Here is a 20,349-nt window from a genome sequence, read left to right as displayed (position 1 = left end):
AGGGCGCGTGATCGACGGCGAACCGGACGGCGGGCCCGAGACTGTGCGGGCCCAGCCGTGCCCGGTCGCCGTCGATCACGCGCCCTGTCCGGTGCTGCTGGTGTGGCCGGAGGCGGCGCCGGGCATCTCGACCCTGCCGCCGCCACCGCCGCATCCTGCGCGCTGAGGCTCAGTGACCGTGCCAGCCTCCGCCCCAGCCGCCGTTCCCGCCCCAGCCGCCGCCCTGGCCGCCGCCGCTCGAGCAGTAGGTCGGGTAGTAGTCGCAGTAGCCCGCGGTCGGCGCCGAGGTCGTCGGAGTGGACTGCGGGGTCGACGCGCTCGGCGTCGGGGTGGGTGTGGCCTTCGGGGTCGGCGTTGCCGTCGGGGACGCCTTCTTGGTGGTGACCGGCGCGTCGCTGCTGTCGGTGTCCCAGTTGACGACCTGCATCTGCGGGTCGGCCTTGGACGTGTCGAAGACCCAGCGCTGCGCCGTGCCGTCCGCGCGCGTCTTCAGGACGAGCGCGCCGCCGCCGTCGGTGGAGGCGGGGGTCAGTGCCTGGTCCTGGTTCCAGCGCGGTACGAGGATGCCCTGAAGGGTGAAGTCGTAGCGGATGTTCTTCGCGGTCGCCGAGGTCGCGCTCGTGCAGGGGGCGAGCGTCACCTCGTAGGCGAGGTGCGAGTCGAGGCAGAGGCCGGGGTCGGCGGTGCTGCGCAGCTGTCCGTCGGTCTCGTACGACCACTGCTGGCCGGCCGACGACGAGCAGGTCTGCAGTTCGGCCTCGGCGCCCTTGAGGGGCTTGTTGCCCTCGATGCCGATGCACAGGCCGGAGTCCACGTTGTGCAGGCGGCCGCTGAGCGTGCCCTGCGTGGTGTCGTTGGCGCCGACCCAGGAGGGGTTGGCGGACTCCTTGCCGGTGCCGGATGCGCCGGTGGCCTGGTTCTCGGTCGTGCTCTTGGCGCCGCCGGAGCCGCCGGCGGACCACAGGACGAGCGGGAGGACGACCAGTCCGCTCACGGTCAGCACGGCCGCGGTGAGGTTGCGGCGGCGGACGCGGCGGGCCGCCTTGTGGGCGGTTCTGAGTTCGCCGCGGCGCGGGCCGGAGCGCAGCGCGAGTTCGGTGGAGGCGGAGGACACCTGGGCGGGCAGGTTGCGGCTGCCGGCCCTGACCTCCAGGTAGGCGCGTGCGCCCCAGCCGAGCACGGCTTCGGCGAGCGCCACGCCGAGTCCGGCGTTGAACTGGTTGAGCTGGTCCGCGGTGTGCCGGCAGTGCTTGCAGACCGTGAGGTGCATGCCGAGGTCCGGGTCGACCTCCGCGCCGCCGCGCCGGAAGGTGACGTCCAGCAGCCGGATGTAGAGCTGGCACTCGTCGTCGTGGGCGAGTTCGCGGTGGACCAGGAGGCATTCCTCGCGCAACCGGACGACGGCGCGCCCGAGTTCGATGCGGGCGCCCTCCTCGTCGAGGCCGACGAGTCCGGCGGCTATCGCGGCCGGCTCGTTCTCGACCTCTAGGTGCCACAGCAGGGTGCGGGCGGTCTGGGGCAGCCGCTGGAACGCCCGGGAGATGAGGCGCCGTTCGGGCACGGGGAGCAGCCGGGCCGCGACCCGGTCGCCGTCGCCGGCCGCCGAGCGAAGGTCGGGGTGGAGCATTTCCTGGCGGCGGTCGGTGTCCCATTCCGCGGCGATACGGCGGACGGTGACCAGTACCTGGGGACGCCAGGCCGCGGTCGGTCCGGACTGCCGCAGGGATTCCCCGAAGAGCCGCGTGAAAGCGGCCGTGGTGAGCATTCCGGCGTGGTGCGGCCCGTCGGTGCACAGCCCCGCATAGGCGAAGGCGGCTTCCCAGTGCCGGTCCAGCAGTTCGCCGACCGGTTGCAGCGCTGGCGTCGTCCCCGTCCACTTCTTCAGCTCGGCGCTGAGCTGCTCGTCGGTCACTTCGAAGTGGTGAGCGGAAGTCGGGGAATTCGAGGGACCTGGGTCCGTCACGGCTGCATTCCTCCAGGTGAAACGCGGAATATAGTCCATACCGGCGGGTATGCGACTGTGCCGACGAGCCGACAGGGTCCGCCCGTCCGATTGACGGCAACTCCAACATCCGCCTGGGGCAGCTCTTTTGAAGCAAGGGGGGTGGCGTACGGGAGCGGCCTCGTGCGTGCAGAGGGGAATCATCTAATGTCCGCACGCCGACAGGCACACCTTTGCACAGGTCAGCGAGACGGAACAAGGTCTTCCTCGGTTTTGTGCATTGCGTTCCGGCACCCTTCATTTGACGATTCGTCAATGGGGTCCGTTATGGGATTGCCACCGTATCCACACGGGAAATCCCAAAACCATTGGCCGGGGGCGGCCTGGTACGTCCGGCACACCGGTCGGGGGCACCGCCACCCCTCCCGTCTTCCCAGGTCATGTTCGAACCACCGGGCCCATTGCCCGACCGGACCGTGCCGCCACGGCAGTTGACACCTGCCACCCCCGCACCGTCGAGAGCGTTCACGACCAACCAATAGGCGGGCGCCCGACCTCCTGCACACTGTGGAGTGACACCACACAGAGGAGGTCCCGCATGACAGCCACGGACATCGGCGCGTTCGAGGAGGACGGGTTCACGGTCGCGCGCGGATTGTTCAGTTACGACGAAATCGACCGGCTCTGCGCCCGGTTCACGGCACTGCACGCGGCGGGTCCGGTGCCCGGCCACTTCGCGCCGCGCCCGGGCGGCGATCCCCTGCTCGCATACCCCCGGGTGATGCACCCGCACGAGATCGACGACCTCGCCCTGCGCTTCCTGCTGGACGCGCGCCTGCGGGACGTCCTGGAAACCCTGTTCGGCGAAGAGGTGCTGGCCGCGCAGAGCATGTTCTATTTCAAGCCGCCGGGTGCCCGGGGCCAGGCACTGCACCAGGACAACTTCTATCTGCGGGCCGAGCCCGGCACCTGCGTGGCAGCGTGGATCGCCTGCGACGAGATCGACCGGGACAACGGCGGCCTCGAAGTCGTACCCGGCACCCACCGCATGGATGTGTTCTGCCCCGAGGAGGCGGATCCCGGGGTGTCCTTCGCCCGCGAGTACGTCCCCCCGCCGCCCGGGCTCTCGGCGGTGCCGGTCGACATGGCTCCCGGGGACGTCCTGTTCTTCAACGGCAGCCTGGTGCACGGCTCGCAGCCCAATCGCAGCGGGGACCGCTTCCGGCGTTCGTTCATCGGGCACTACGTGGGCCGCTCGGCCGACCGGATCGGGAGTTTCTACCGCACGATCACGATGAGCGGCGAACGGGTGCCGCTCGCGGAGAGCGCCGGAGCGGGACCGTGCGGCACGGAGTTCGCACCGCACGGCCCGCACTGACGGTTCGTATCAACTCAGCCCGAAAACAGGCATGTTGACGATGTGTCAGGAATGGCCGCTGATCGCGTGTGGAGCATACGGCTGCTCCAGCTCCTCGATCTCCTTGTCGCTCAGCTCCAGTTCGACGGCGGCGACGGCGTCCTCGATGTGCTGCGGCTTGGCCGCGCCGATGATCGGTGCGGCCACCGTGCCCTGGTGCAGCAGCCAGGCGAGGGCGACCTGCGCGCGCGGGACACCCCGGTCGCCGGCGATCCGGGTGACCGCCTCGACGATCGTCCGGTCGCCGTCCTGGTAGAGGCGGTTGCCGAAGTTGTCGGTGCTGCTGCGCTCGGTGGTGGTGCCCCAGTCCCGGGTGAGGCGGCCCCGCGCCAGCGGGCTCCAGGGCAGCACTCCGACGCCCTGGTCCGCGCAGAGCGGCAGCATCTCGCGCTCCTCCTCGCGGTAGAGGAGGTTGTAGTGGTTCTGCATGGACACGAACTTGGTCCAGCCGTGCCGCTCCGCGATGTGCTGGTGCTTGGCGAACTGCCAGGCGAACATCGAACTCGCCCCGATGTAGCGGACCTTGCCCGCCTTGACCAGGTCGTGCAGCGCCTCCATGGTCTCCTCGACGGGGGTGTGCGGGTCGGCGCGGTGGATCTGGTAGAGGTCGACGTAGTCGGTGCCGAGGCGTTCGAGGCTGTGGTCGATCTCCGCCATGATCGCCTTGCGGGAGAGTCCGGCGCCGTTGGGTCCCGGGTGCGTGCGGCCGTGCACCTTGGTGGCGAGAACGACCTCGTCGCGGCGGGCGAAGTCGCGCAGCGCCCGGCCGGTGATCTCCTCGCTGGTGCCGTCCGAGTAGACGTTCGCGGTGTCGAGGAAGTTGATCCCGGCCTCCAGTGCCTGCCGGATCAGCGGGCGCGACGCCTCCTCGTCGAGGGTCCACTCGTGGGTGCCGCGGTCCGGAAGTCCGTAGGTCATGCAGCCCAGAGAGATCCGCGAGACGTCCAGGCCGGTCGAACCGAGCTTCACGTACTGCATCGTTGCTGCTCCTGCCTTCGAGTTCGGTACCGCTCTGGAGCGTACGACTTCGTGGGTGCTCGAAGTCGGGCACCGGCCGACGTCCGGCGTTGGTGTGACCGCCCCCGGCCGCGCGGCGTGGGAGCGGTCGGGCGGCCCGCGCGGGTGCGCATCCTCTGTGCGGACGACCGGCGCCCGGCCGGTCGTGGCCGTACGGGAGGAACGCGGTGCCGAGACGTTGGACCAGACTGAGGATCCTGCTGGGGGCGGCCGTGCTGCCGCTGGCCCTGGTGTCGCCCGCGTGGGGTGACACCGACCCGGCGCCGCCCCCGCCCGAGCCGCCGTCGACGCTGTGCGCGACCGCGGGCACCCTGCACGGCGCGCACGGAGCGCATGTCGTGGTCAGCCTCTGCGCGGGCAGCGGCACCCCGACCATGGCGGTGTCGGCGCCCGCGACCTGCCGGCAGCTCCGGGCCACCGTCCACTTCGCGTGCCGCACCTCGGGCACCTGGACCGCGCGGCGGGACGGCGAGACGGTCGCGTCCGGGACGCTGCCCGGGTCGGGGCAGTATCCGGGGCCGGGGACGTACGACTTCACGGCCGCCGTGCACGTCCGGTCGATGCCCGAGGGAGTGGACGTGCAGGGCACGGTCCGCGCGACGCTCACGCTGACCGCGCCCAGGCCGAAGGCGACGCACGGCATCGAGGTCGACCGGAGCACGCTGGCGCCGAACTCCGTGACCACGCTGACGTACACGGTCCGGCGGCACAGTGACGAGGGCGACGGCAGCGCGCGGTTCGGGCTCATCGCGGAGGAGGGCACGGGGGCGGAACTGACCACGACCGACGCCCGTTGCGTCAACCCGCTGATCGGCCGCCACCCCGCGCAGAACCGGCTCCCGCACGCCCTGGACTGCGCGCTCACCGATCTCCAACCGGGGCACCCGGACACCGTGGTGGTCCGGGTCACCCTCAAGTCCCGCTGTTCCACGGTGGTTTCGAAGTTGGGCTACTGGATGCCCCAGGGCCAGACGCTCTACACCGGGGGCATGCTCGCCGGGCCGACCGTGACCTGCGCCTAGAGCAGGTCCAGCGCCTTCGTCCAGCCGAACTCCGGCCGCCCGCCGTCCTCTTGGGCCGCGCCGGAGTACGGCTCCCCGAAGCGGACGCCCATCTCGCGCAGCCGGGCCAGGCTCGCCCGGTAGGCGGGGTGGGCGGCCAACGTGTCGGCCACACAAGGGAGTACGACCGTCGGGACTCCGAGGCCGTACGCCTCGCAGAGGGTGCCGAGGGCGAGGGTGTCCGCCGTACCCGCCGCCCATTTGTTGATCGTGTTGAAGGTGGCGGGCGCGACGATCACGGCGTCCGGGGGCGGAAAGGGCCGCGGATCACCGGGAGTTCGCCATGCCGAACGGATCGGCCGACCGGTCTGCGCCTCGACTGCGGCCGTGTCGAAGAAGCCGCCCATCGCGACCGGCGTCGCGATGACCCCGACCTCCCAGTCCCGCTCCAGTGCGGCGGTGATCAACTCGCCGACGCCCGCGGCGATACCGGCGGCGCAGACGACGACGTAGAGGAAGGGATTCCCGTCCGGTTCGGTCATCCCGGAACCCTACTGAAGCGGGAACGACCGCCCGCGTTCGGCCTCCGGACGCGCTCCGAACACACGCCGTTCCTTCTCCTCGATGCGCGTGTCGTTGATGCTGGCCTCGCGCCGGGTCATCAGGCCGTGCTCGTCGAACTCCCACAGCTCGTTGCCGTACGACCGCCACCACTGCCCGTCGGCGTCCCGGCACTCGTACTGGAAGCGGACCGCGATGCGGTTGCCGTCGTAGGCCCAGAGGTCCTTGCGCAGGGCGTACTCGTGCTCGCGTGCCCACTTCGCGGTGAGAAGGTCGACGATCTCGGCGCGGCCGGTGACGAAGGTGTCGCGGTTGCGCCAGACGGAGTCCTCCGAGTAGGCGAGCGCGACGCGCTGCGGGTCGCGGGTGTTCCAGGCGTCCTCGGCGGCCTGCACCTTCTGCGCCGCGGTCTCACGGGTGAAGGGCGGGAGGGGCGGACGGTCGGCCATGGTGGTCTCCAGAGCTGGGGGCAAGAGGCGAGAACGAGCGTTCTCCGGACGACTGCTAACGTAGAGAACGGTCGTTCTCACGTCAAGGAGGGGTCGTCTCATGGACAGCGCAGTCGCCCGGGAGCAGGCGCTGGACGCCGCCGAGAAGCTGTTCTACGGCCGGGGCATACAGGCCGTCGGCATGGACGCCGTCCGCACCGCCTCCGGGCTCTCCCTCAAGCGGCTCTACCAACTCTTCCCGGCTAAGGACCAGTTGGTGGAGGCGTACCTCGAACGGCGTGACCTGCGCTGGCGCGCACGCCTCGCCGAGCACGTCGAGCGGCACGATGATCCACGGGAGCGAATTCCGGCCGTCTTCGACTGGCTGGAGGGATGGTTCGGCGAGTCCGACTTCCGGGGCTGCGCGTGGATCAACTCCTACGGCGAACTCGGCGCGACCTCGGAGCGCGTGGTGGCCCAAGTCCGAGCGCACAAGCGGGAGTTCCGCGACTATCTCGCCGCTCTCGTGGCCGACGCCGGGCTGCCCGCCGTACTGACCGGACAGGTGTTCCTGCTGGCCGAGGGGGCCATGGTCACGGCGGGCATCACCGGGAGCGCGGAACCGGCGGCGGAGGCGCGCGAGGCGGTCCGGTCGTTGCTGCGGGACCGCTGAGGTCAGACGGCGGCGAGGGTCGTGAGCGTGGCGCGGGCCCGGGTGAGGGAGGCTGCCGCCAGGCTTTCCAGGCCGGCCAGGTGGGGCATGACGTCGACCCGGGTCAGCTCGGCGGCGACCAGGTGGAGGTGGTCCGGCGGTACGCCCAGGTTGCCGAAGTAGGCCCGCAGATAAGACGTTTGGAAGTCGAAGTGCTCGCGCGGGGTGCCGGGGCCGTAACCGCCGCCGCGGGCCATGACCACGACCACGCGGGTGTCGCGCAGCAGGCTCTCGCCGGTGTCGGGATCGGTGAGGGCGCCGGGGAAGGTGACGCGGTCGATCCACGCCTTCAGGCTCGCGGGGATCGAGAAGTTGTACATCGGGACACCGAGCAACAGGGTGTCGGCGGCGAGGAGTTCGGTGAGGTACGGGCGGGTCAGGTCCCACTCGCGCTGCTCGGCGGCGCTCTCGATCAGCGCGGGCACCTTGGCCGGCGGGACGAAGCCCTCGCGTTCCACGCGGCGGCCGAGGGTGGTGTAGGCGGGGGTGATCGGCGGCACCGGTTCGGCGGACAGGTCGCGGTGACGGTGGTCCGCCGTGCCGTGGGTCCGCGCGAAGGTCTCGGTGAGTTGCCTGGTCACGGAGTCGGCGGTGGTGTCGGCGCTGGAATCGATGTGCAGCAGCATGGTGTGGTCACCTCGGTCGGTTCGGGTGCGTCGGAGAGGTGACGGAGCACGACGAGGAAAGGTGACCCATGCACGGGCACGACGAACTGGCCGAGCGGTTCGAGGCGGAGCGCGGGCGGCTGCGGGCCGTCGCCCACCGCATGCTGGGCTCGCTCGCCGAGGCGGACGACGCGGTCCAGGAGACCTGGCTGCGGCTGAGCCGCGCGGACGGCGACGACATCGACAACCTCGCCGCCTGGCTGACGACGGTCGTCTCCCGTATCTGCCTCGACCTGCTGCGCACCCGCGCCTCACGGCGGGAGGACCCCTACGGCGACGGACTGCCCGAGCCGAGCGCCGGTGAGCTGCCCGAGGACGAGGCCGTGCTCGCCGACTCGGTGGGGCTCGCGCTGCTGGTGGTGCTGGACACTCTGGGACCGGCCGAGCGGGTCGCGTTCGTGCTGCACGATCTGTTCGCGGTGCCGTTCGACCGGATCGCGGCGGTGCTGGACCGTTCGCTGCCCGCCGCGAAGAAGCTCGCCAGCCGGGCCCGGCACAAGGTGCGGGGCACACCGGTGGTGCCGGGCGCGGAACTGGACCGGCACCGGGAGGTCGTCGCGGCCTTCCTCGCCGCCGCGCGGGGCGGTGACCTGGGCGCGCTGCTCGACGTCCTGGCCCCGGACGTGGTCCGGCGCGCCGAACCGGCCGCGCTGCCGCCCGGGGTCCCGGCGGAGCTGCGCGGGGCGCGTGCGGTCGCCGAGGGGACGGTGCTGCTGCGCGCCCGGACCCGGTTCGCCGCGCTCGCCCTCGTCGACGGGCACGTGGGGATCGTGGTCGCTCCGGGCGGACGGCTGCTGCTCGCCCTGCGGGTGACCGTCGAGGGCGGGCGAGTCGCGGCGTACGAGGTGATCGCGGATCGGGGGCGGTTGCGGGGTGTCGAGGTGGCGGTGCTGGGGACGGCGGGCTGACCGGCTCGTACGAGAGGCCCCGGTCGGCCCGTCGTGTCAGTCGTGTCAGTCGGTCACCGTGATCGCCGTGACCGGGCAGGCGCGGGCCGCCTCGCGGAGCATGGGGTCGCCTGCGCCGTCCTCCTTTCCGGGCAGCACCGTGCTGTAGCCGTCGTCGTCCTGGGTGAACACGCCCGGGGCGGCCAGGGCGCACTGGCCCGCCCCGATGCAGAGGTCCTTGTCGATGTGGATTTCGGTGTGCATGGAGCGCAGCCTCTTACCAGGTCACGGGGAGTTCCAGCATCCCCTGGATCGTGTCGCCCGGTTTGAAGGGGATCTCCTCCGCCGGTGCGGCCAGGCGCAGCGTGGGCAGCCGGTCGAAGAGGCTGCGCAGGGCGATCTCCAGTTCGGCGCGGGCCAGGTTCTGACCGAGGCACTGGTGGATGCCGAAGCCGAACGCGATGTGGTGGCGGGCGGGCCGGTGCCAGTCCAGGGCGTCCGGGGCGGTGTAGACGGCCTCGTCGCGGTTGACGACGGAGGTCGAGAAGATCACTCCCTCGCCGGCTCGGATCGTCACGCCGTCCACCTCGACGTCCTCGACGGCCAGCCGCATCAGCCCGTCCACGATCGACAGCGACCGCATCAGCTCCTCGACCACCTCCGGCAACAGCCCTGGATCGGCCCGCAGTTCGGCCAGCCGCTCGGGATGGCGCAGCAGTGTGAACGTGCCGAGGGAGATCATGTTGGCGGTCGTCTCGTGCCCCGCGACAAGGAGGATGAGACCGAGGGCGCTCAACTCGTCCCGGTCCAGGGCGCCTTCGTTCAACTGCTCCCGGACGAGATCGTCCAGCAGTCCCTCGCCCGGCTCCCGCTGCTTGCGGTCGATCAAGTCGCCCAGATAGTGGTCGAGTCGGGCGCGGGCGTCCTGGCTCTCCTCGGCCGTGGGGCCGCGCAGCAGACGCCGGGACTGCGCCTCGAAGAACTCGTGGTCGGCGTACGGGACACCGAGCAGGACGCAGATCACCATCGAGGGCACGGGCAGCGCGAACGAGGGCACCAGGTCGGCGGGCCCGCCCCCGGCGATCATCGCGTCGAGCCGTCCGTCGACGATGCGCTGGATGTCGGGCCGCATCGCCGTGGCGCGTTTGACGGTGAACCCGGGGATCATCATGCGGCGCTGGGTGCGGTGCTTGGGGTCGTCGACGCCGACGAGTGCGGCCGTACGGTTCCGGAATGCCGCGAAGCGCGGGCTGGTGGCGGGGAAGCCGGGGCGGGTGCGGTCGGAGGACAGGCGCTGGTCGGCGAGGAGCGCGCGGGCGGTGGAGTGACCGGTGACCAGCCAGGCCGGGCTGCCGTCGTAGAGGGCGACGCGGGTCAGCGGACGGTCGGCGCGCAGGGGGTCGTAGCCGGTGGGCGGGTGGTAGGGGCAGGTGCGGCTCTGGGGGAAGGCGACGGGTTCGGTCAGGTCGGTCGGAGCTGTCAGATCCGTCAGATCCGTCATGGAAGACCTCGCAGACGAAGAGTGCGTCGTGCCGATCTTCATTAGATGCCCGAGGCACCTATGGAGCCACCTTAAGTTCGGCCAGATCGGTGGTCCCTACAATCTGGCTGAACCTGACGGTCCGGTTCGCGTGGCTCCCGTCCTCGTGCATGCGGTGGCAGAAGATCAGCCCCTCCCGGACGGTGAGATGCAAGCCGTAACTGGCGCGATACGGCCGCCCGGTGGACCTGACGGTCAGCCGGATCTCGCCACCGTCGGCGCGATTGCCTCCGCCGTCATCGCCCGATGGAGGGGCCGTGGCCGAAGAGAGTCGCGGTGTGGATGAATCGCGCGCCCGCTGGTGTTGAATCCCGATGCGAGAAAGCCGTAGAACGCGAGATGGGACGAATGCCATGCCTCTTGAGGGCGAGTACGAACCCAGCCCGTCGCAGTGGGTGCGCGACCAGGTCGAGCTGTACGAGAGCTCGGGCGGCACCAAGGGGACGACCTTGATGGACACGGGTCTGCCGGTCATCCTGCTGACGACCGTGGGCGCCAAGAGCGGGAAGATCCGGAAGACCCCGCTGATGCGGGTCGAGCACGACGGACGCTATGCCGTGGTCGCCTCGCAGGGCGGCGCGCCCAAGCACCCCGTCTGGTACTTCAACGTCCAGGCCGACCCCCGGGTGGAGCTTCAGGACGGCCCGCAGAAGTGGGACCTGACGGCCCGCGAGGTCACCGGCGAGGAGAAGGCCGAGTGGTGGGAGCGGGCGGTCGCCGCGTATCCCCCGTACGCCGAGTACCAGACGAAGACGGACCGACAGATCCCGGTGTTCGTCCTCGAACCGGCCGACGGAAGCTGACACCGACAGCAGGTCCGCGTCCGCGGGGAAATTCCTTGTTCCGAGGCGCATGAACCGGTGCCCGCCGGGCACCCGCCGTTCAGGCCCCGCCGCGCTCCCCCGTCGCGGCGGGGCTTTCCGCTGTCTGCTGGTCCCTCTTCCGAAGCCCCGGTTTCAATGGCACCGTCAGGGTGCCGACCGGCACGTTCGCAGAAGGAGACCCGCGTGGCCAAGAGCAAGAAGCTGAAACTCCCCCTCGTCTACCAGCCCGTCGGCCTGGTCCTGGGCATCGTGAGCGGCGCCCTCGCGGGCCGCGCCTTCCGCGCCACGTGGAAGGCGATACGGCACGAGGAGGACGCCCCCGACCCGCTGGACCGCAACCGCGGCTGGGGCGAGATCCTGTTCGCCGCCGCGCTCCAGGGCGCCCTGTTCGCGGTGGCACGCAGCGCGGCGGACCGTACCGGCGCGAAGGCCATCGAGCGTTCGACCGGTGTCTGGCCGGCGAAGGACAAGGGCGGCCGGGAGTAAGGATGTTGAGGGGTCTCGACCCTACTCGGACGTCGTGGGCGGTACCGGGCGGATGGTGAAGGAGTGGCCGGCCGGGTCCGCGTACACGCGCTCCTGGTACGGGCCCGGCATGTCCTTGGTCTCCAGCGCGCGTCCGCCGAGGCCGATGATCCTGCGCTCCGCCTCGTCCAGGTCCTCCACCAGGAAGTCCAGGTGGACCTGCTGGTTGTTCTCGGCGCGGGGCCAGCTCGGCGGGATGGCGCCGGCGTCGCGGCGGAACGCCAGCCGGGTGCCGTCGGCGCCCCTGATCTCCACCTGGTCGAGCGAGATGTCCGTCTGCTCTCCGTCGAGCAACTCCGTGTAGAACACGGCGAGTTTCTCCGGCTCGCCCGCGTCGAGCACCACGAAGCTTGCGGTCACGAGTGCCATGGTTCCTCCGAGAATTCAGGCGCGCAAGCGTCGAGTCCGGTTGCCACGCACTCAACAGGTATCCCCGATCGGCCAGTTGATGCCGACGATGCGGACGGTCTGCCGCGATCAACGAAAGCGCGACGACCACACGGCTCCCCTGGTTCGGGTGTGACAGGAGATGCGAGAGTGGGGCGGATGAAGCCGCGTATCGCCGTAGTGACCCTCGCCGTCTGCACCGCACTCGCTCCGCTGAGCGGCTGCGGAAGCGGTGACGGTACCGCCGCCCGTGGACCGTCGGCCTCCTCCGACGGTCCGAGCACGGCCGCCGCGAGCCGAACTCCCGCTCTGGGCAAGGGTTCCAAGGATCCCGACGACATCAACGGCGACGGACATCGCGACCTCGTGGTGCCGGTCACGGTAGGTGGCGGCGGGGCGGACGCCCCCGACGAACGGGTCGGTGTGGTCTACGGGTCGGCCAAGGGGCTCGCCCCGTCGACACGTTCGGTCCTCGGGCGTGGCGACCTGGGCCTGCCCGCCCCGGGCAAGCAGCTGTTGACGCCGAACAACGCGGTGTCCGCCGCGGATGTCACGACCGCCGATCTGGACGGCGACGGCTTCCCGGACTTCGTCACCACCGTCCAGGGCTCGATGGTCTCGGACGGCAACATCAGCGCCCCGCACACCGTCCCGTACGTCACCTGGGGCGGAGCCACCTCGAAGGCCTCCGCCACACCCGTTCAACTACCGCAGAGCGCAAGCAAGTTGGGGATACGATCCCTGGTGCGCGGTGACTTCGACGGGGACGGGCACCACGACCTCGCCGGCCTCGCGTACAACCACTCGTCGATGGTGGTGCTCTACGGCCCGTTCTCGCGCTCCGGCGTGCCCGCCCGCACCGACACGAGCCTCCCCTGGGCGGACGGCGAACTGATCGCCGACGCCATCGACCCGTCCGGCACTCCCCGCGCGACCTCGCTGCTGCTGCACGCGGTGAACGACGGCGAGCAGTCCGGCAACACGCTCTACACGGCCCGGCGCGGCTCTCAACTGTCCGCTTCGACACGGCAGTTGAGGAGCGGGAACGCCCACGCGTTCGGTGACTTCGACGGCGACGGCCGGCGCGATGTGGCCGTGGGCGACGACGGCGGCCGAAACGACGAGCCCGGCTACGAGACCGAGCCGGCCGAGGTCGACGGCTCGCTCGCCGTCTATCCCGGCGACGGCGGCGCACCGGTGACGTACCGGCTGCCCGAGGCCCCCCGGTCCGCGCGCACCGACTACGGGCCGGGTGGCTACATGGCCGCCGACCCGGACGGCGACGGCCGGGACGGCATCCTGGTCGCCACCTACACGGGCGCCACGCTCATCGACGGCACCCGGCGGACCACGGTCCTGCGCAACGGGCCCGCGACGGCGGACGGCAGGCAGATCCCGGCGAAGTGGCGGCACGCCCGGCCCGTGGGGGCCGCCGACTTCGACGGGGACGGCAAGGACGAACTGATCCTGAACTGGGGCGCCGACCCCAGGTTCGGCTTCTACGGCGAGCGCGCCACGCGCTGGTGGATCACGGACGGCACGACGTCCGGGGACCGGGCCGCGTTCACGACGACGGACTTCGCCCCGCGCTCCTCGTAGGCAGCGCCCGCTCCCCGGCCCGGATCTCGGCGAGCCGGGCCGCAGCCGCGCTCAGCAGCAGATCCTGCGCGGCCGGGTAGGAACTGTGCCGCATGGAGGCCACGAGATGGCGGGCCGTGGCCGCGATGTGCGGGTGGGTGTCGGCGGGCAGCCGGGCGTACATCGCCTGCCATACGGCGGCCTCCGCGTCGCGGGCGGACTTCGGCAGCGCCGTGTTCGCGGAGTCGAGGGCACCGAAGGCGAGGGCCTGGTCGACGTAGGCGTGGTAGATCCGCACCGCGTCGGCGTCGGGGAAACCGGCCCCGCGCAGCACCCCGAGGATGGTCTCCACGGCCTGGATCTCGTACACCCGCCCGGTCACCCGGTACGAGCTGAGCATCGCGGCTCGCGGGTGCGCGAGCGCGCCCGCGTGCATGCGCAGGCCCAGGTCGCGCAGGTCGGCCAGCCAGTCGCCGCTGGGCCGCCAGGTGCGCAGGGTGCGGCCGATCAGCTCGTCGGCGACGGCCAGCATCAGGTCGTCGGTGTGCCGGAAGTAGCGGTACAGGGAGCTGGGGTCGGCACCGAGGGCGCGCCCGAGACGGCGCACGGAGAGGGCCTCGGCACCGTGCTCCTCGATCAGCCTCAGCGCGGTCTCGACGATCAGTTCCTCGGACAGGACGACGCCCTGTTTGGTGGGGCGTCTGCGCCGCCGGTCGGCGGCCGGGACGACACGCTCGCTCATCCGGCACCTCCTCGCTGCTCGGTTCCGGGTGTCCGCACCTTATGACAACACCGTTGACCTGTTAAGGGCCCGCGCAGTTTCATGTGCGTTCACCGGGGCCGTTCGGGCCCCCCGGTGCGAGCGGAGAGCACGCCATGATCGACACGCCACCCCCGTCGGGGCCCGCACTGCGCAAGTCCCTCGGTCTGCTGGACGGCGTCGCCATCGCCGCGTCCAGCACCGCCGCGACCACAAGCATCGGCATCGGTCTCGGCGTGACCGCCGGGGTGGTCGGGCTGCATCTGCCGGCCATCATGCTGCTCGCGTTCCTGCCGATCCTGGGCATCGCGGGCGCCTACTCCCGCCTCAACAAGGTCGAGCCGAACGCGGGCAACGGCTATGTGTGGGTGGGCCGTTCACTCACTCCGTGGCTCGGCTTCCTGGTCGGGTGGGTGAACATCGTCGCGACGATCGCGTTCCTCGCGTACACCACGGCGGTCACCGGCTCGGCGATGATCCAGCTCGCCGGGGAGGCCGGACTGCACCGGCTGGCCGGGCTCAATCTCGACCCCGGCTCAACGGCCCAGACCACCGCCGTCGGGATCGTCGTCCTGGTCGCCGTCACCCTCACCGCCGTCACCGGTGTCCGCACCGCCGCCCGCCTCCAGACCGGACTGCTGGTCTTCGAGTACGTCGTCCTGCTCGGCTTCTGCGGCTACGGCATCGTCACCGGCCCGCACTCCTTCAGCCTGAGCTGGTTCGACCCCTTCGCGATCCCCTCGGCGTCGGCGCTCGCGCAGGGCCTGCTGCTCTCGGTGTTCTGCTACTGGGGATTCGAGGCCGCGTTCACCGTGAACGAGGAGGTGCGCGACCCGCGCGACGCGTCCCGGGCCGGCCTGATCACGCTCGTGACGATGCTGGGACTGTTCCTGCTCGGCTCGATCGCCTTCCAACGGGTGCTGTCCGAGGGCGAGTTGGCGGGCCACGGCGCTCAGGGCCTGGCCTACTTCGGCGACCGCCTCGCCTCCCAGCCGCTCGCCGCGCTGCCCCTGGTGGCCCTGATGTTCTCGGCGGTCGCCTCCCTCCAGGCCGGCGTGATCCCCACCGCACGCGGCATGTTCGCGATGAGCCGCGACCGCACGCTCGGCCCCGTCTGGTCCAAGGTCAGCACGCGCTACGGCACCCCGGCCCTCGGCACTCTGCTGATCGGCGCGCTGGCAACGGCAGTTGCGGCCCTCGCGCTGGTGATCCCCCGCCTCGCCGACATGATCATGGCGACGGTGAACGCCGTGGGCATCGTCGTCGCCCTCTCCTACGCGCTCACCGCCCTCGCCGCCGCCGTGCGCTTCCGCTCCCTCCTCCAGGAGGACTGGCGGCAGGGAATCCGCGCGGTGGTGCTCCCCACGCTGAGCGCCCTCGCCCTGCTGGGGCTCGGCGGCTATCTCGCCTGGTCCTTCTACACCTCCACCGACCACCTCGAAGTCAGCGCGGACAACGGCTGGTTCCTGCTGCTGACTCCCGCGGCGATGATCGCGTCGGGTTTCGTGGCCGCCGCCTGGGCGAAGTGGGTACGCAAGTCGCCCTACTTCAAGTCCGGGGAGGGTACGGACGCCGACGCACCGCAACTGCTCGCCACCTCTTCATGACCCCCGCAAGGAAACGGACCATGCACGCAGACCTCCTCTTCACCAACGGCCACGTCCTCACCCCCGAGGGCCGCACGGCGACCGCCGTGGCCGTCACCGGCGACCGCATCACGGCCGTAGGACATGCCGAGGTGCACGACCTCGCCGGGCCTGGCACTCAAGTCGTCGATCTGGCGGGGCGGTTGCTGCTGCCCGGGTTCCAGGACGCGCATGTGCATCCGGTGCCGGCGGGGCTTGAGCTGACCCAGTGCGATCTGACGGGGACGAAGACGGCGGCGGACACGCTGGCCGCCGTGCGTGCCTACGCGGACGCGCATCCCGAGCGGGAGTGGATCACCGGGGGCGGGTGGTCGATGGAGGCGTTCGAGGGCGGTACGCCGACGAAGGAGCTGCTGGACTCGGTCGTAGCGGACCGGCCGGTGTATCTGCCCAACCGGGACCATCACGGTGCGTGGGTCAACAGCCGGGCCCTTGAGTTGGCGGGCATCACGCGGGACACGCCCGATCCGGCGGACGGGCGGATCGAGCGCGACGCGTCGGGCGAGCCTGCTGGAACACTGCAAGAGGGGGCGATGCAGCTCGTCGGCAGGCTCACGCCACCGACCACTCCGGGCGACCGACTGGCCGCGCTGCTGCACGCCCAGCGGCATCTGCACGCGCTCGGGATCACGGCCTGGCAGGACGCGATCGTCGGGAAGTTCGCGGGGATGGCCGATCCGTCGGACGCGTATCTGACGGCCGCCCGCGACGGCTCGCTCACCGCGCGGGTGGTCGGCGCGCTGTGGTGGGACCGGGAGCGCGGGGCCGAGCAGATCCCCGAACTCGTCGAGCGGCGGGCGGCGTTGAGCCACGGCCGGTTCCGGGCATGCAGTGTGAAGCTGATGCTGGACGGGGTCGCCGAGACCGGTACCGCCGCTCTGCTCGACCCGTATCTGGACAAGTGCGGCTGCGTCACGGGCAATCGGGGCACCAGCTTCATCGACCCTGACCAACTGCCCAAGTACGTCGTCGAGTTGGACGCGCTCGGGTTCCAGTGCCACTTCCACGCGCTGGGCGACCGGGCCGTACGCAACGCGCTGGACGCGGTCGAGGCGGCGCGGGAGGCGAACGGGCCGAGCGACACCCGGCCGCATCTGGCGCACCTTCAGGTGGTGCACCCGGACGACGTGGCGCGGTTCGCGCGGCTCGGCGCGGTCGCGAACATCCAGCCGCTGTGGGCCGCGCACGAACCGCAGATGGACGAGCTGACGATTCCGTTCCTCGGGCCCGAACGGGCCTTGTGGCAGTACCCGTTCGGGGCGCTGCTGCGCTCCGGCGCCACGCTCGCGGCGGGCAGCGACTGGCCGGTGAGCAGTCCCGATCCGCTGCACGGCATCCATGTCGCGGTCAACCGGGTCGAACCCGGCAGCACCGGGCCGGTGTTCCTGCCCGGCGAGCGCATCGGACTCGCGGAAGCGCTCACGGCGTACACGGCCGGGTCGGCCTACGCGAACCATCTCGACGACACCGGCCGGGTCGCGGCGGGCGCGCTGGCGGATCTGGTGGTCCTCGACCGCGATCCGTTCGCCGCTCCGCCGGAGGAGATCGCACAGACGCGGGTGGCGCTCACCTACGTGGGCGGGGCGGAGGTGTACGCGGCCGACGGAGCCTGACCCGAGTGGTCGTACATGGACAGGTGTCCAGCTATAGTGGACATCTGTCCAAGACGACGAGGGGTCGGCTGATCGTGGAAACGCTCGCGAACGTGCTGGTGGGCCTGGTGGCCGCGCTGCATCTGTACATCCTGGTGCTGGAGATGTTCCTGTGGCAGAAGAAGCCCGGGCGCGGCCTGCACGGCTTCGACCCCGAGATGGCCAGAGCCACCGCACCGATGGCCGCCAACCAGGGGCTGTACAACGGCTTCCTCGCCGCGGGTCTGATCTGGGGCCTGATCGCCGCCGACCCGACCGGCTTCCGCGCCCAGGTGTTCTTCCTGAGCTGTGTCGTGGTCGCGGGCGTCTACGGCGCGGTGACGGCGAACCGGCGCATCCTGTTCGCGCAGGCGCTGCCCGGCGCGCTGGCCCTGGCCGCCGTGCTCATCTCCCAGTGAACCGCGCCGAGCCCGAGGACCCGCGGGCCGCCCGCACCCGGGCACGGCTGCGTCAGGCCCTCCTCGACGAGTGCGCCGAACACCCCCTGGAGGAGGTCGGCGTCGCCGCCCTGGTGCGCAGGGCCGGGGTCGGCCGGGCCACCTTCTACGTCCACTACGACGGCCTGGCGGCGCTCGCGGTCGACGCCTGCGCGGACGTCGTACGGGACGCGGTGGAGGCACTGCACGCCTGGCGCGGGCGGCCTGATCCGGTGCACGCGCCGCCCGCGCTGCCGGAGTTCTTCGCCGGTCTGCTCCCCCACGCGGCCCTGTACCGCGGCCTGTTGAGCCCGGGCGGGGGTGGTCCGCTGGGCCGCGTCCTGCACCGGGACCTGCGCGCCTACAGCCTCCGTGAGCGCGAACTCGCGGGCGCGGCGGACGCCCCGCTGGTCGCCTCGGCGGTCGCCGGGACCTTCGGCGGGGTGCTGGCCGACTGGCTGCACGGGCTGTTGGCGGGCACGCCGGAGGAAATCGCCGACCAGGTATGGCAGTTGCTGGTCGCCCTGCACATGAGCCGGTGACGGCGGCTCACAGACAGCCCTGGCCGTCCTTCACCGACGGCCAGGCCTCGACGCCGGCCGGGGTGCGGACGTACGCCTTCGACGCGTCGGGCGTGAGCCACAACTGCCAGTCCTGGTACCGGTATCCGGTGTCACGGGCGTTCGCCGGCATGTGGACGTCACCGTCGTAGGCGGCGGTGAGCATCTCGGACGGGAGCACCTTGTCGGGATCGCGGGCGTACAGCCTGCCCTTCGCGCCCTCGCCGGTCTGGAGGAAGTGCGCCTTCTGCCAGTCGCAGTGCGCGGCCCCGACCGAGCTGCTCACCACCGTGGTCGCCACGCGACGGCCGTCCCGGTCGGTCCAGATCTCGTATCCGTGCGCCTCGGCGAAGCCCGCCGGGAGTTCGGCCGGATCGCAGGAGGCGCTGGACTCCGGGCCCCAACCCGGCCTGTTCTTGCGGTCCTTGGCGACGACGACGGCGACCTTCGTGCGGCCGTCGACGTCGTAGGAGAACAGCACGCGCCCGTCCGCCTTGCGTTCCACTCGATAGCCCGTGCGCGGCACTTCCGGCTGCTCCATGTTGAAGTACGCCCGCAGACCGTCCTCGGGAGTCCTGCCGCCGTCGCCCTCGCTCCAGGCGTCGGCGCCTCCGCTGTCGTACATCTTCCCGTCGCACTCCAGCGCCCGGCCGGCGGCACCCGACTTGTCGGTGGCGGTGGCCGGTACGTAGAGCGGTCCGCTGTAGGGCGTGGCCGGCGGGGTGCCCGCGACCACGACGTCCTTCCCGTTCCCGTCGTCACCGCACCCCACAGCCGTCACGGCCGCCAGCACGGCGACCGCCGTGAGCCCTCTGCGCATGCTCTCCCCCTCGCCTGTCGTCCCTACGACGCGAGGGCGGGCCGAAACGTTCGGGTTCAGCGGGCTTCCTGGAACGTCCGCCGGTAGGCCTGCGGGGAGACGCCAATCGCCGCGTGCAGATGCTGGCGCAGGGAGGCGCCGGTCGCGAAGCCGACGCGGCCCGCGATCTGGTCGACCGACAGGTCGCTGGCCTCCAGCAGGTCGCGGGCACGGGCGACGCGCTGCTGGATCAGCCAGCGGCCGGGGCTGAGGCCGACCTCGTCGTTGAAGCGGCGGGCGAAGGTGCGCAGGCTCATCCCGGCGTGGCGGGCCAGGTCGTTCAGGGCGAGGGGTTCGTCGAGGTGGCCGAGGGCCCAGTCACGGGTGGCGGCCGTGCTGGTGGCGCCGGAGTCCGGGACCGGCTGCTGGATGTACTGGGCCTGGCCGCCGTCGCGGAACGGCGGGACGACACAGCGGCGGGCGACGGTGTTGGCGAGTTCGCTGCCGTGGTCCGTGCGGACGATGTGCAGGCAGACGTCGACTCCGGAGGCCGCGCCGGCCGAGGTGAGGATCCGGCCGTCGTGCACGAAGAGCACGTCCGGGTCCAGGTCGACCTGCGGATACCGGGCCCGGAAGTGGTCCACGACCTGCCAGTGGGTGGTGGCGCGGCGGCCGTCGAGGAGACCGGCGGCGGCGAGCACGAAGGCGGCCGTGCAGATCGAGACGATGCGTGCGTCGGGGCGGATCCGGGCGAGGGCGGCGGCGATCTCGGCGGGCAGCCCCTCGGGGATGCGCGGGGTGGCCATGGAGGCGACCACGACCGTGTCCGCGGTTTCGAGGATCTCCGGACCGTGCTCCACCGCGATCGAGAAGTCGGCGTTGGTGCGCACCGGGCGGCCGTCGACCGTGCAGGTCAGCACCTCGTAGCGGCCGTCCGCGGCGCCGAAGATGCGGCTGGGGATGCCCAGCTCGAAGGGGTAGACGCCGTCGAGCGCCAGGACCACGACCCGTTCCACATGCTGCATGGCACGA

At 71.4% G+C, this 20,349-nt stretch carries 22 protein-coding genes and 1 pseudogene; 12 read left to right on the top strand and 11 right to left on the bottom strand.

Features of this window, described 5'->3' with window-relative positions; all coding sequences use genetic code 11:
* Positions 1–67 precede the first annotated feature (67 nt).
* Positions 68–166 (top strand): annotated as a pseudogene (locus JHN45_RS52725) (universal stress protein); the annotation flags it as partial.
* Between the two features lie 3 nt (positions 167–169).
* On the opposite strand, the gene JHN45_RS02470 reads toward JHN45_RS52725, so the two are convergent.
* Positions 170–2,002, bottom strand: a complete 1,833-nt coding sequence (locus tag JHN45_RS02470; RefSeq protein ID WP_236583112.1) for a ricin-type beta-trefoil lectin domain protein — start codon at positions 2,000–2,002, stop codon at positions 170–172.
* A 538-nt stretch (positions 2,003–2,540) separates the two neighbouring features.
* On the opposite strand from JHN45_RS02470, the gene JHN45_RS02465 reads away from it, so the two are divergent.
* Positions 2,541–3,320, top strand: coding sequence for a phytanoyl-CoA dioxygenase family protein (locus JHN45_RS02465; RefSeq protein ID WP_201047780.1), 780 nt, complete (start codon positions 2,541–2,543; stop codon positions 3,318–3,320).
* Between the two features lie 45 nt (positions 3,321–3,365).
* Here the strand turns inward: JHN45_RS02465 and JHN45_RS02460 are convergent, their stop codons facing one another.
* Complete coding sequence (locus JHN45_RS02460) at positions 3,366–4,337, bottom strand: aldo/keto reductase (protein ID WP_201047779.1); 972 nt, start codon at positions 4,335–4,337, stop codon at positions 3,366–3,368.
* 206 nt (positions 4,338–4,543) lie between these two features.
* Between JHN45_RS02460 and JHN45_RS02455 the strand changes: the two genes are divergently transcribed.
* Complete coding sequence (locus tag JHN45_RS02455; protein WP_307783023.1) at positions 4,544–5,398, top strand: hypothetical protein; 855 nt, start codon at positions 4,544–4,546, stop codon at positions 5,396–5,398.
* On the opposite strand, the gene JHN45_RS02450 is transcribed toward JHN45_RS02455, so the two are convergent.
* Positions 5,395–5,919 (bottom strand): flavoprotein, encoded by a 525-nt coding sequence (locus tag JHN45_RS02450; RefSeq protein ID WP_200709916.1) that lies wholly within the window; start codon positions 5,917–5,919, stop codon positions 5,395–5,397. The genes JHN45_RS02455 and JHN45_RS02450 overlap by 4 nt on opposite strands.
* Positions 5,920–5,928: 9 nt before the next feature.
* Complete coding sequence (locus JHN45_RS02445; protein ID WP_201047778.1) at positions 5,929–6,387, bottom strand: nuclear transport factor 2 family protein; 459 nt, start codon at positions 6,385–6,387, stop codon at positions 5,929–5,931.
* Positions 6,388–6,487: 100 nt separating this feature from the next.
* Here JHN45_RS02445 and JHN45_RS02440 point away from each other — a divergent pair, with 100 nt between their 5' ends.
* Entirely contained in the window at positions 6,488–7,039 is a 552-nt protein-coding gene (locus JHN45_RS02440) for a TetR/AcrR family transcriptional regulator (RefSeq protein WP_201047777.1), read from the top strand.
* A 2-nt stretch (positions 7,040–7,041) separates the two neighbouring features.
* On the opposite strand, the gene JHN45_RS02435 is transcribed toward JHN45_RS02440, so the two are convergent.
* Positions 7,042–7,704, bottom strand: coding sequence for an FMN-dependent NADH-azoreductase (locus JHN45_RS02435; RefSeq protein ID WP_201047776.1), 663 nt, complete (start codon positions 7,702–7,704; stop codon positions 7,042–7,044).
* Between the two features lie 68 nt (positions 7,705–7,772).
* Between JHN45_RS02435 and JHN45_RS02430 the strand changes: the two genes are divergently transcribed.
* Positions 7,773–8,651 (top strand): sigma-70 family RNA polymerase sigma factor, encoded by an 879-nt coding sequence (locus JHN45_RS02430; protein ID WP_201047775.1) that lies wholly within the window; start codon positions 7,773–7,775, stop codon positions 8,649–8,651.
* A gap of 45 nt (positions 8,652–8,696) precedes the next feature.
* Here JHN45_RS02430 and JHN45_RS02425 read toward each other — a convergent pair whose 3' ends face one another.
* Together JHN45_RS02425 and JHN45_RS02420 are read right to left on the bottom strand one after the other, a co-directional pair.
* Entirely contained in the window at positions 8,697–8,894 is a 198-nt protein-coding gene (locus JHN45_RS02425; protein WP_200709921.1) for a ferredoxin, read from the bottom strand.
* Between the two features lie 13 nt (positions 8,895–8,907).
* Positions 8,908–10,131 carry a cytochrome P450 gene (locus tag JHN45_RS02420; protein WP_201047774.1) on the bottom strand — a complete coding sequence of 408 codons (1,224 nt, stop codon included), beginning with the start codon at positions 10,129–10,131 and terminating at the stop codon, positions 8,908–8,910.
* Positions 10,132–10,523: 392 nt separating this feature from the next.
* Between JHN45_RS02420 and JHN45_RS02415 the strand changes: the two genes are divergently transcribed.
* Both JHN45_RS02415 and JHN45_RS02410 read left to right on the top strand, forming a co-directional pair.
* Positions 10,524–10,973 carry a nitroreductase family deazaflavin-dependent oxidoreductase gene (locus JHN45_RS02415; protein WP_200709923.1) on the top strand — a complete coding sequence of 150 codons (450 nt, stop codon included), beginning with the start codon at positions 10,524–10,526 and terminating at the stop codon, positions 10,971–10,973.
* Positions 10,974–11,177: 204 nt separating this feature from the next.
* Complete coding sequence (locus JHN45_RS02410; RefSeq protein WP_307783022.1) at positions 11,178–11,480, top strand: DUF4235 domain-containing protein; 303 nt, start codon at positions 11,178–11,180, stop codon at positions 11,478–11,480.
* A 21-nt stretch (positions 11,481–11,501) separates the two neighbouring features.
* Here JHN45_RS02410 and JHN45_RS02405 read toward each other — a convergent pair whose 3' ends face one another.
* Positions 11,502–11,888, bottom strand: coding sequence for a VOC family protein (locus tag JHN45_RS02405; RefSeq protein WP_200709925.1), 387 nt, complete (start codon positions 11,886–11,888; stop codon positions 11,502–11,504).
* Between the two features lie 177 nt (positions 11,889–12,065).
* Here JHN45_RS02405 and JHN45_RS02400 point away from each other — a divergent pair, with 177 nt between their 5' ends.
* Entirely contained in the window at positions 12,066–13,505 is a 1,440-nt protein-coding gene (locus JHN45_RS02400; protein WP_201047773.1) for a VCBS repeat-containing protein, read from the top strand.
* On the opposite strand, the gene JHN45_RS02395 is transcribed toward JHN45_RS02400, so the two are convergent.
* Positions 13,471–14,226 (bottom strand): TetR/AcrR family transcriptional regulator, encoded by a 756-nt coding sequence (locus JHN45_RS02395; protein ID WP_201047772.1) that lies wholly within the window; start codon positions 14,224–14,226, stop codon positions 13,471–13,473. The two genes, JHN45_RS02400 and JHN45_RS02395, sit on opposite strands and share 35 nt — an antisense overlap.
* A gap of 134 nt (positions 14,227–14,360) precedes the next feature.
* Here JHN45_RS02395 and JHN45_RS02390 point away from each other — a divergent pair, with 134 nt between their 5' ends.
* The 4 genes from JHN45_RS02390 to JHN45_RS02375 all read left to right on the top strand — a co-directional run bounded on the left by JHN45_RS02390 (position 14,361) and on the right by JHN45_RS02375 (position 18,500).
* Positions 14,361–15,851: an APC family permease gene (locus JHN45_RS02390; RefSeq protein WP_200709928.1), complete on the top strand. Its 1,491-nt coding sequence runs from the start codon at positions 14,361–14,363 to the stop codon at positions 15,849–15,851.
* 20 nt (positions 15,852–15,871) lie between these two features.
* On the top strand, positions 15,872–17,503 hold the full coding sequence (locus tag JHN45_RS02385; protein ID WP_200709929.1) for an amidohydrolase: 1,632 nt from the start codon (positions 15,872–15,874) through the stop codon (positions 17,501–17,503).
* Between the two features lie 74 nt (positions 17,504–17,577).
* Entirely contained in the window at positions 17,578–17,940 is a 363-nt protein-coding gene (locus tag JHN45_RS02380) for a DUF1304 domain-containing protein (protein ID WP_200709930.1), read from the top strand.
* Positions 17,937–18,500: a TetR/AcrR family transcriptional regulator gene (locus tag JHN45_RS02375; RefSeq protein WP_200709931.1), complete on the top strand. Its 564-nt coding sequence runs from the start codon at positions 17,937–17,939 to the stop codon at positions 18,498–18,500. Before JHN45_RS02380 ends, JHN45_RS02375 begins: the two co-directional genes overlap by 4 nt.
* A gap of 7 nt (positions 18,501–18,507) precedes the next feature.
* Here JHN45_RS02375 and JHN45_RS02370 read toward each other — a convergent pair whose 3' ends face one another.
* On the bottom strand, positions 18,508–19,338 hold the full coding sequence (locus JHN45_RS02370) for a hypothetical protein (protein ID WP_200709932.1): 831 nt from the start codon (positions 19,336–19,338) through the stop codon (positions 18,508–18,510).
* Between the two features lie 56 nt (positions 19,339–19,394).
* On the bottom strand, positions 19,395–20,342 hold the full coding sequence (locus JHN45_RS02365; protein ID WP_200709933.1) for a GlxA family transcriptional regulator: 948 nt from the start codon (positions 20,340–20,342) through the stop codon (positions 19,395–19,397).
* Positions 20,343–20,349 lie beyond the last annotated feature (7 nt).

The sequence above is a fragment of the Streptomyces sp. MBT53 genome, assembly GCF_016654115.1.
Classification (GTDB): domain Bacteria; phylum Actinomycetota; class Actinomycetes; order Streptomycetales; family Streptomycetaceae; genus Streptomyces.
The sequence above is the reverse complement of the archived record's forward strand: the minus strand, read 5'-3'. Positions and strand labels throughout refer to the sequence as shown.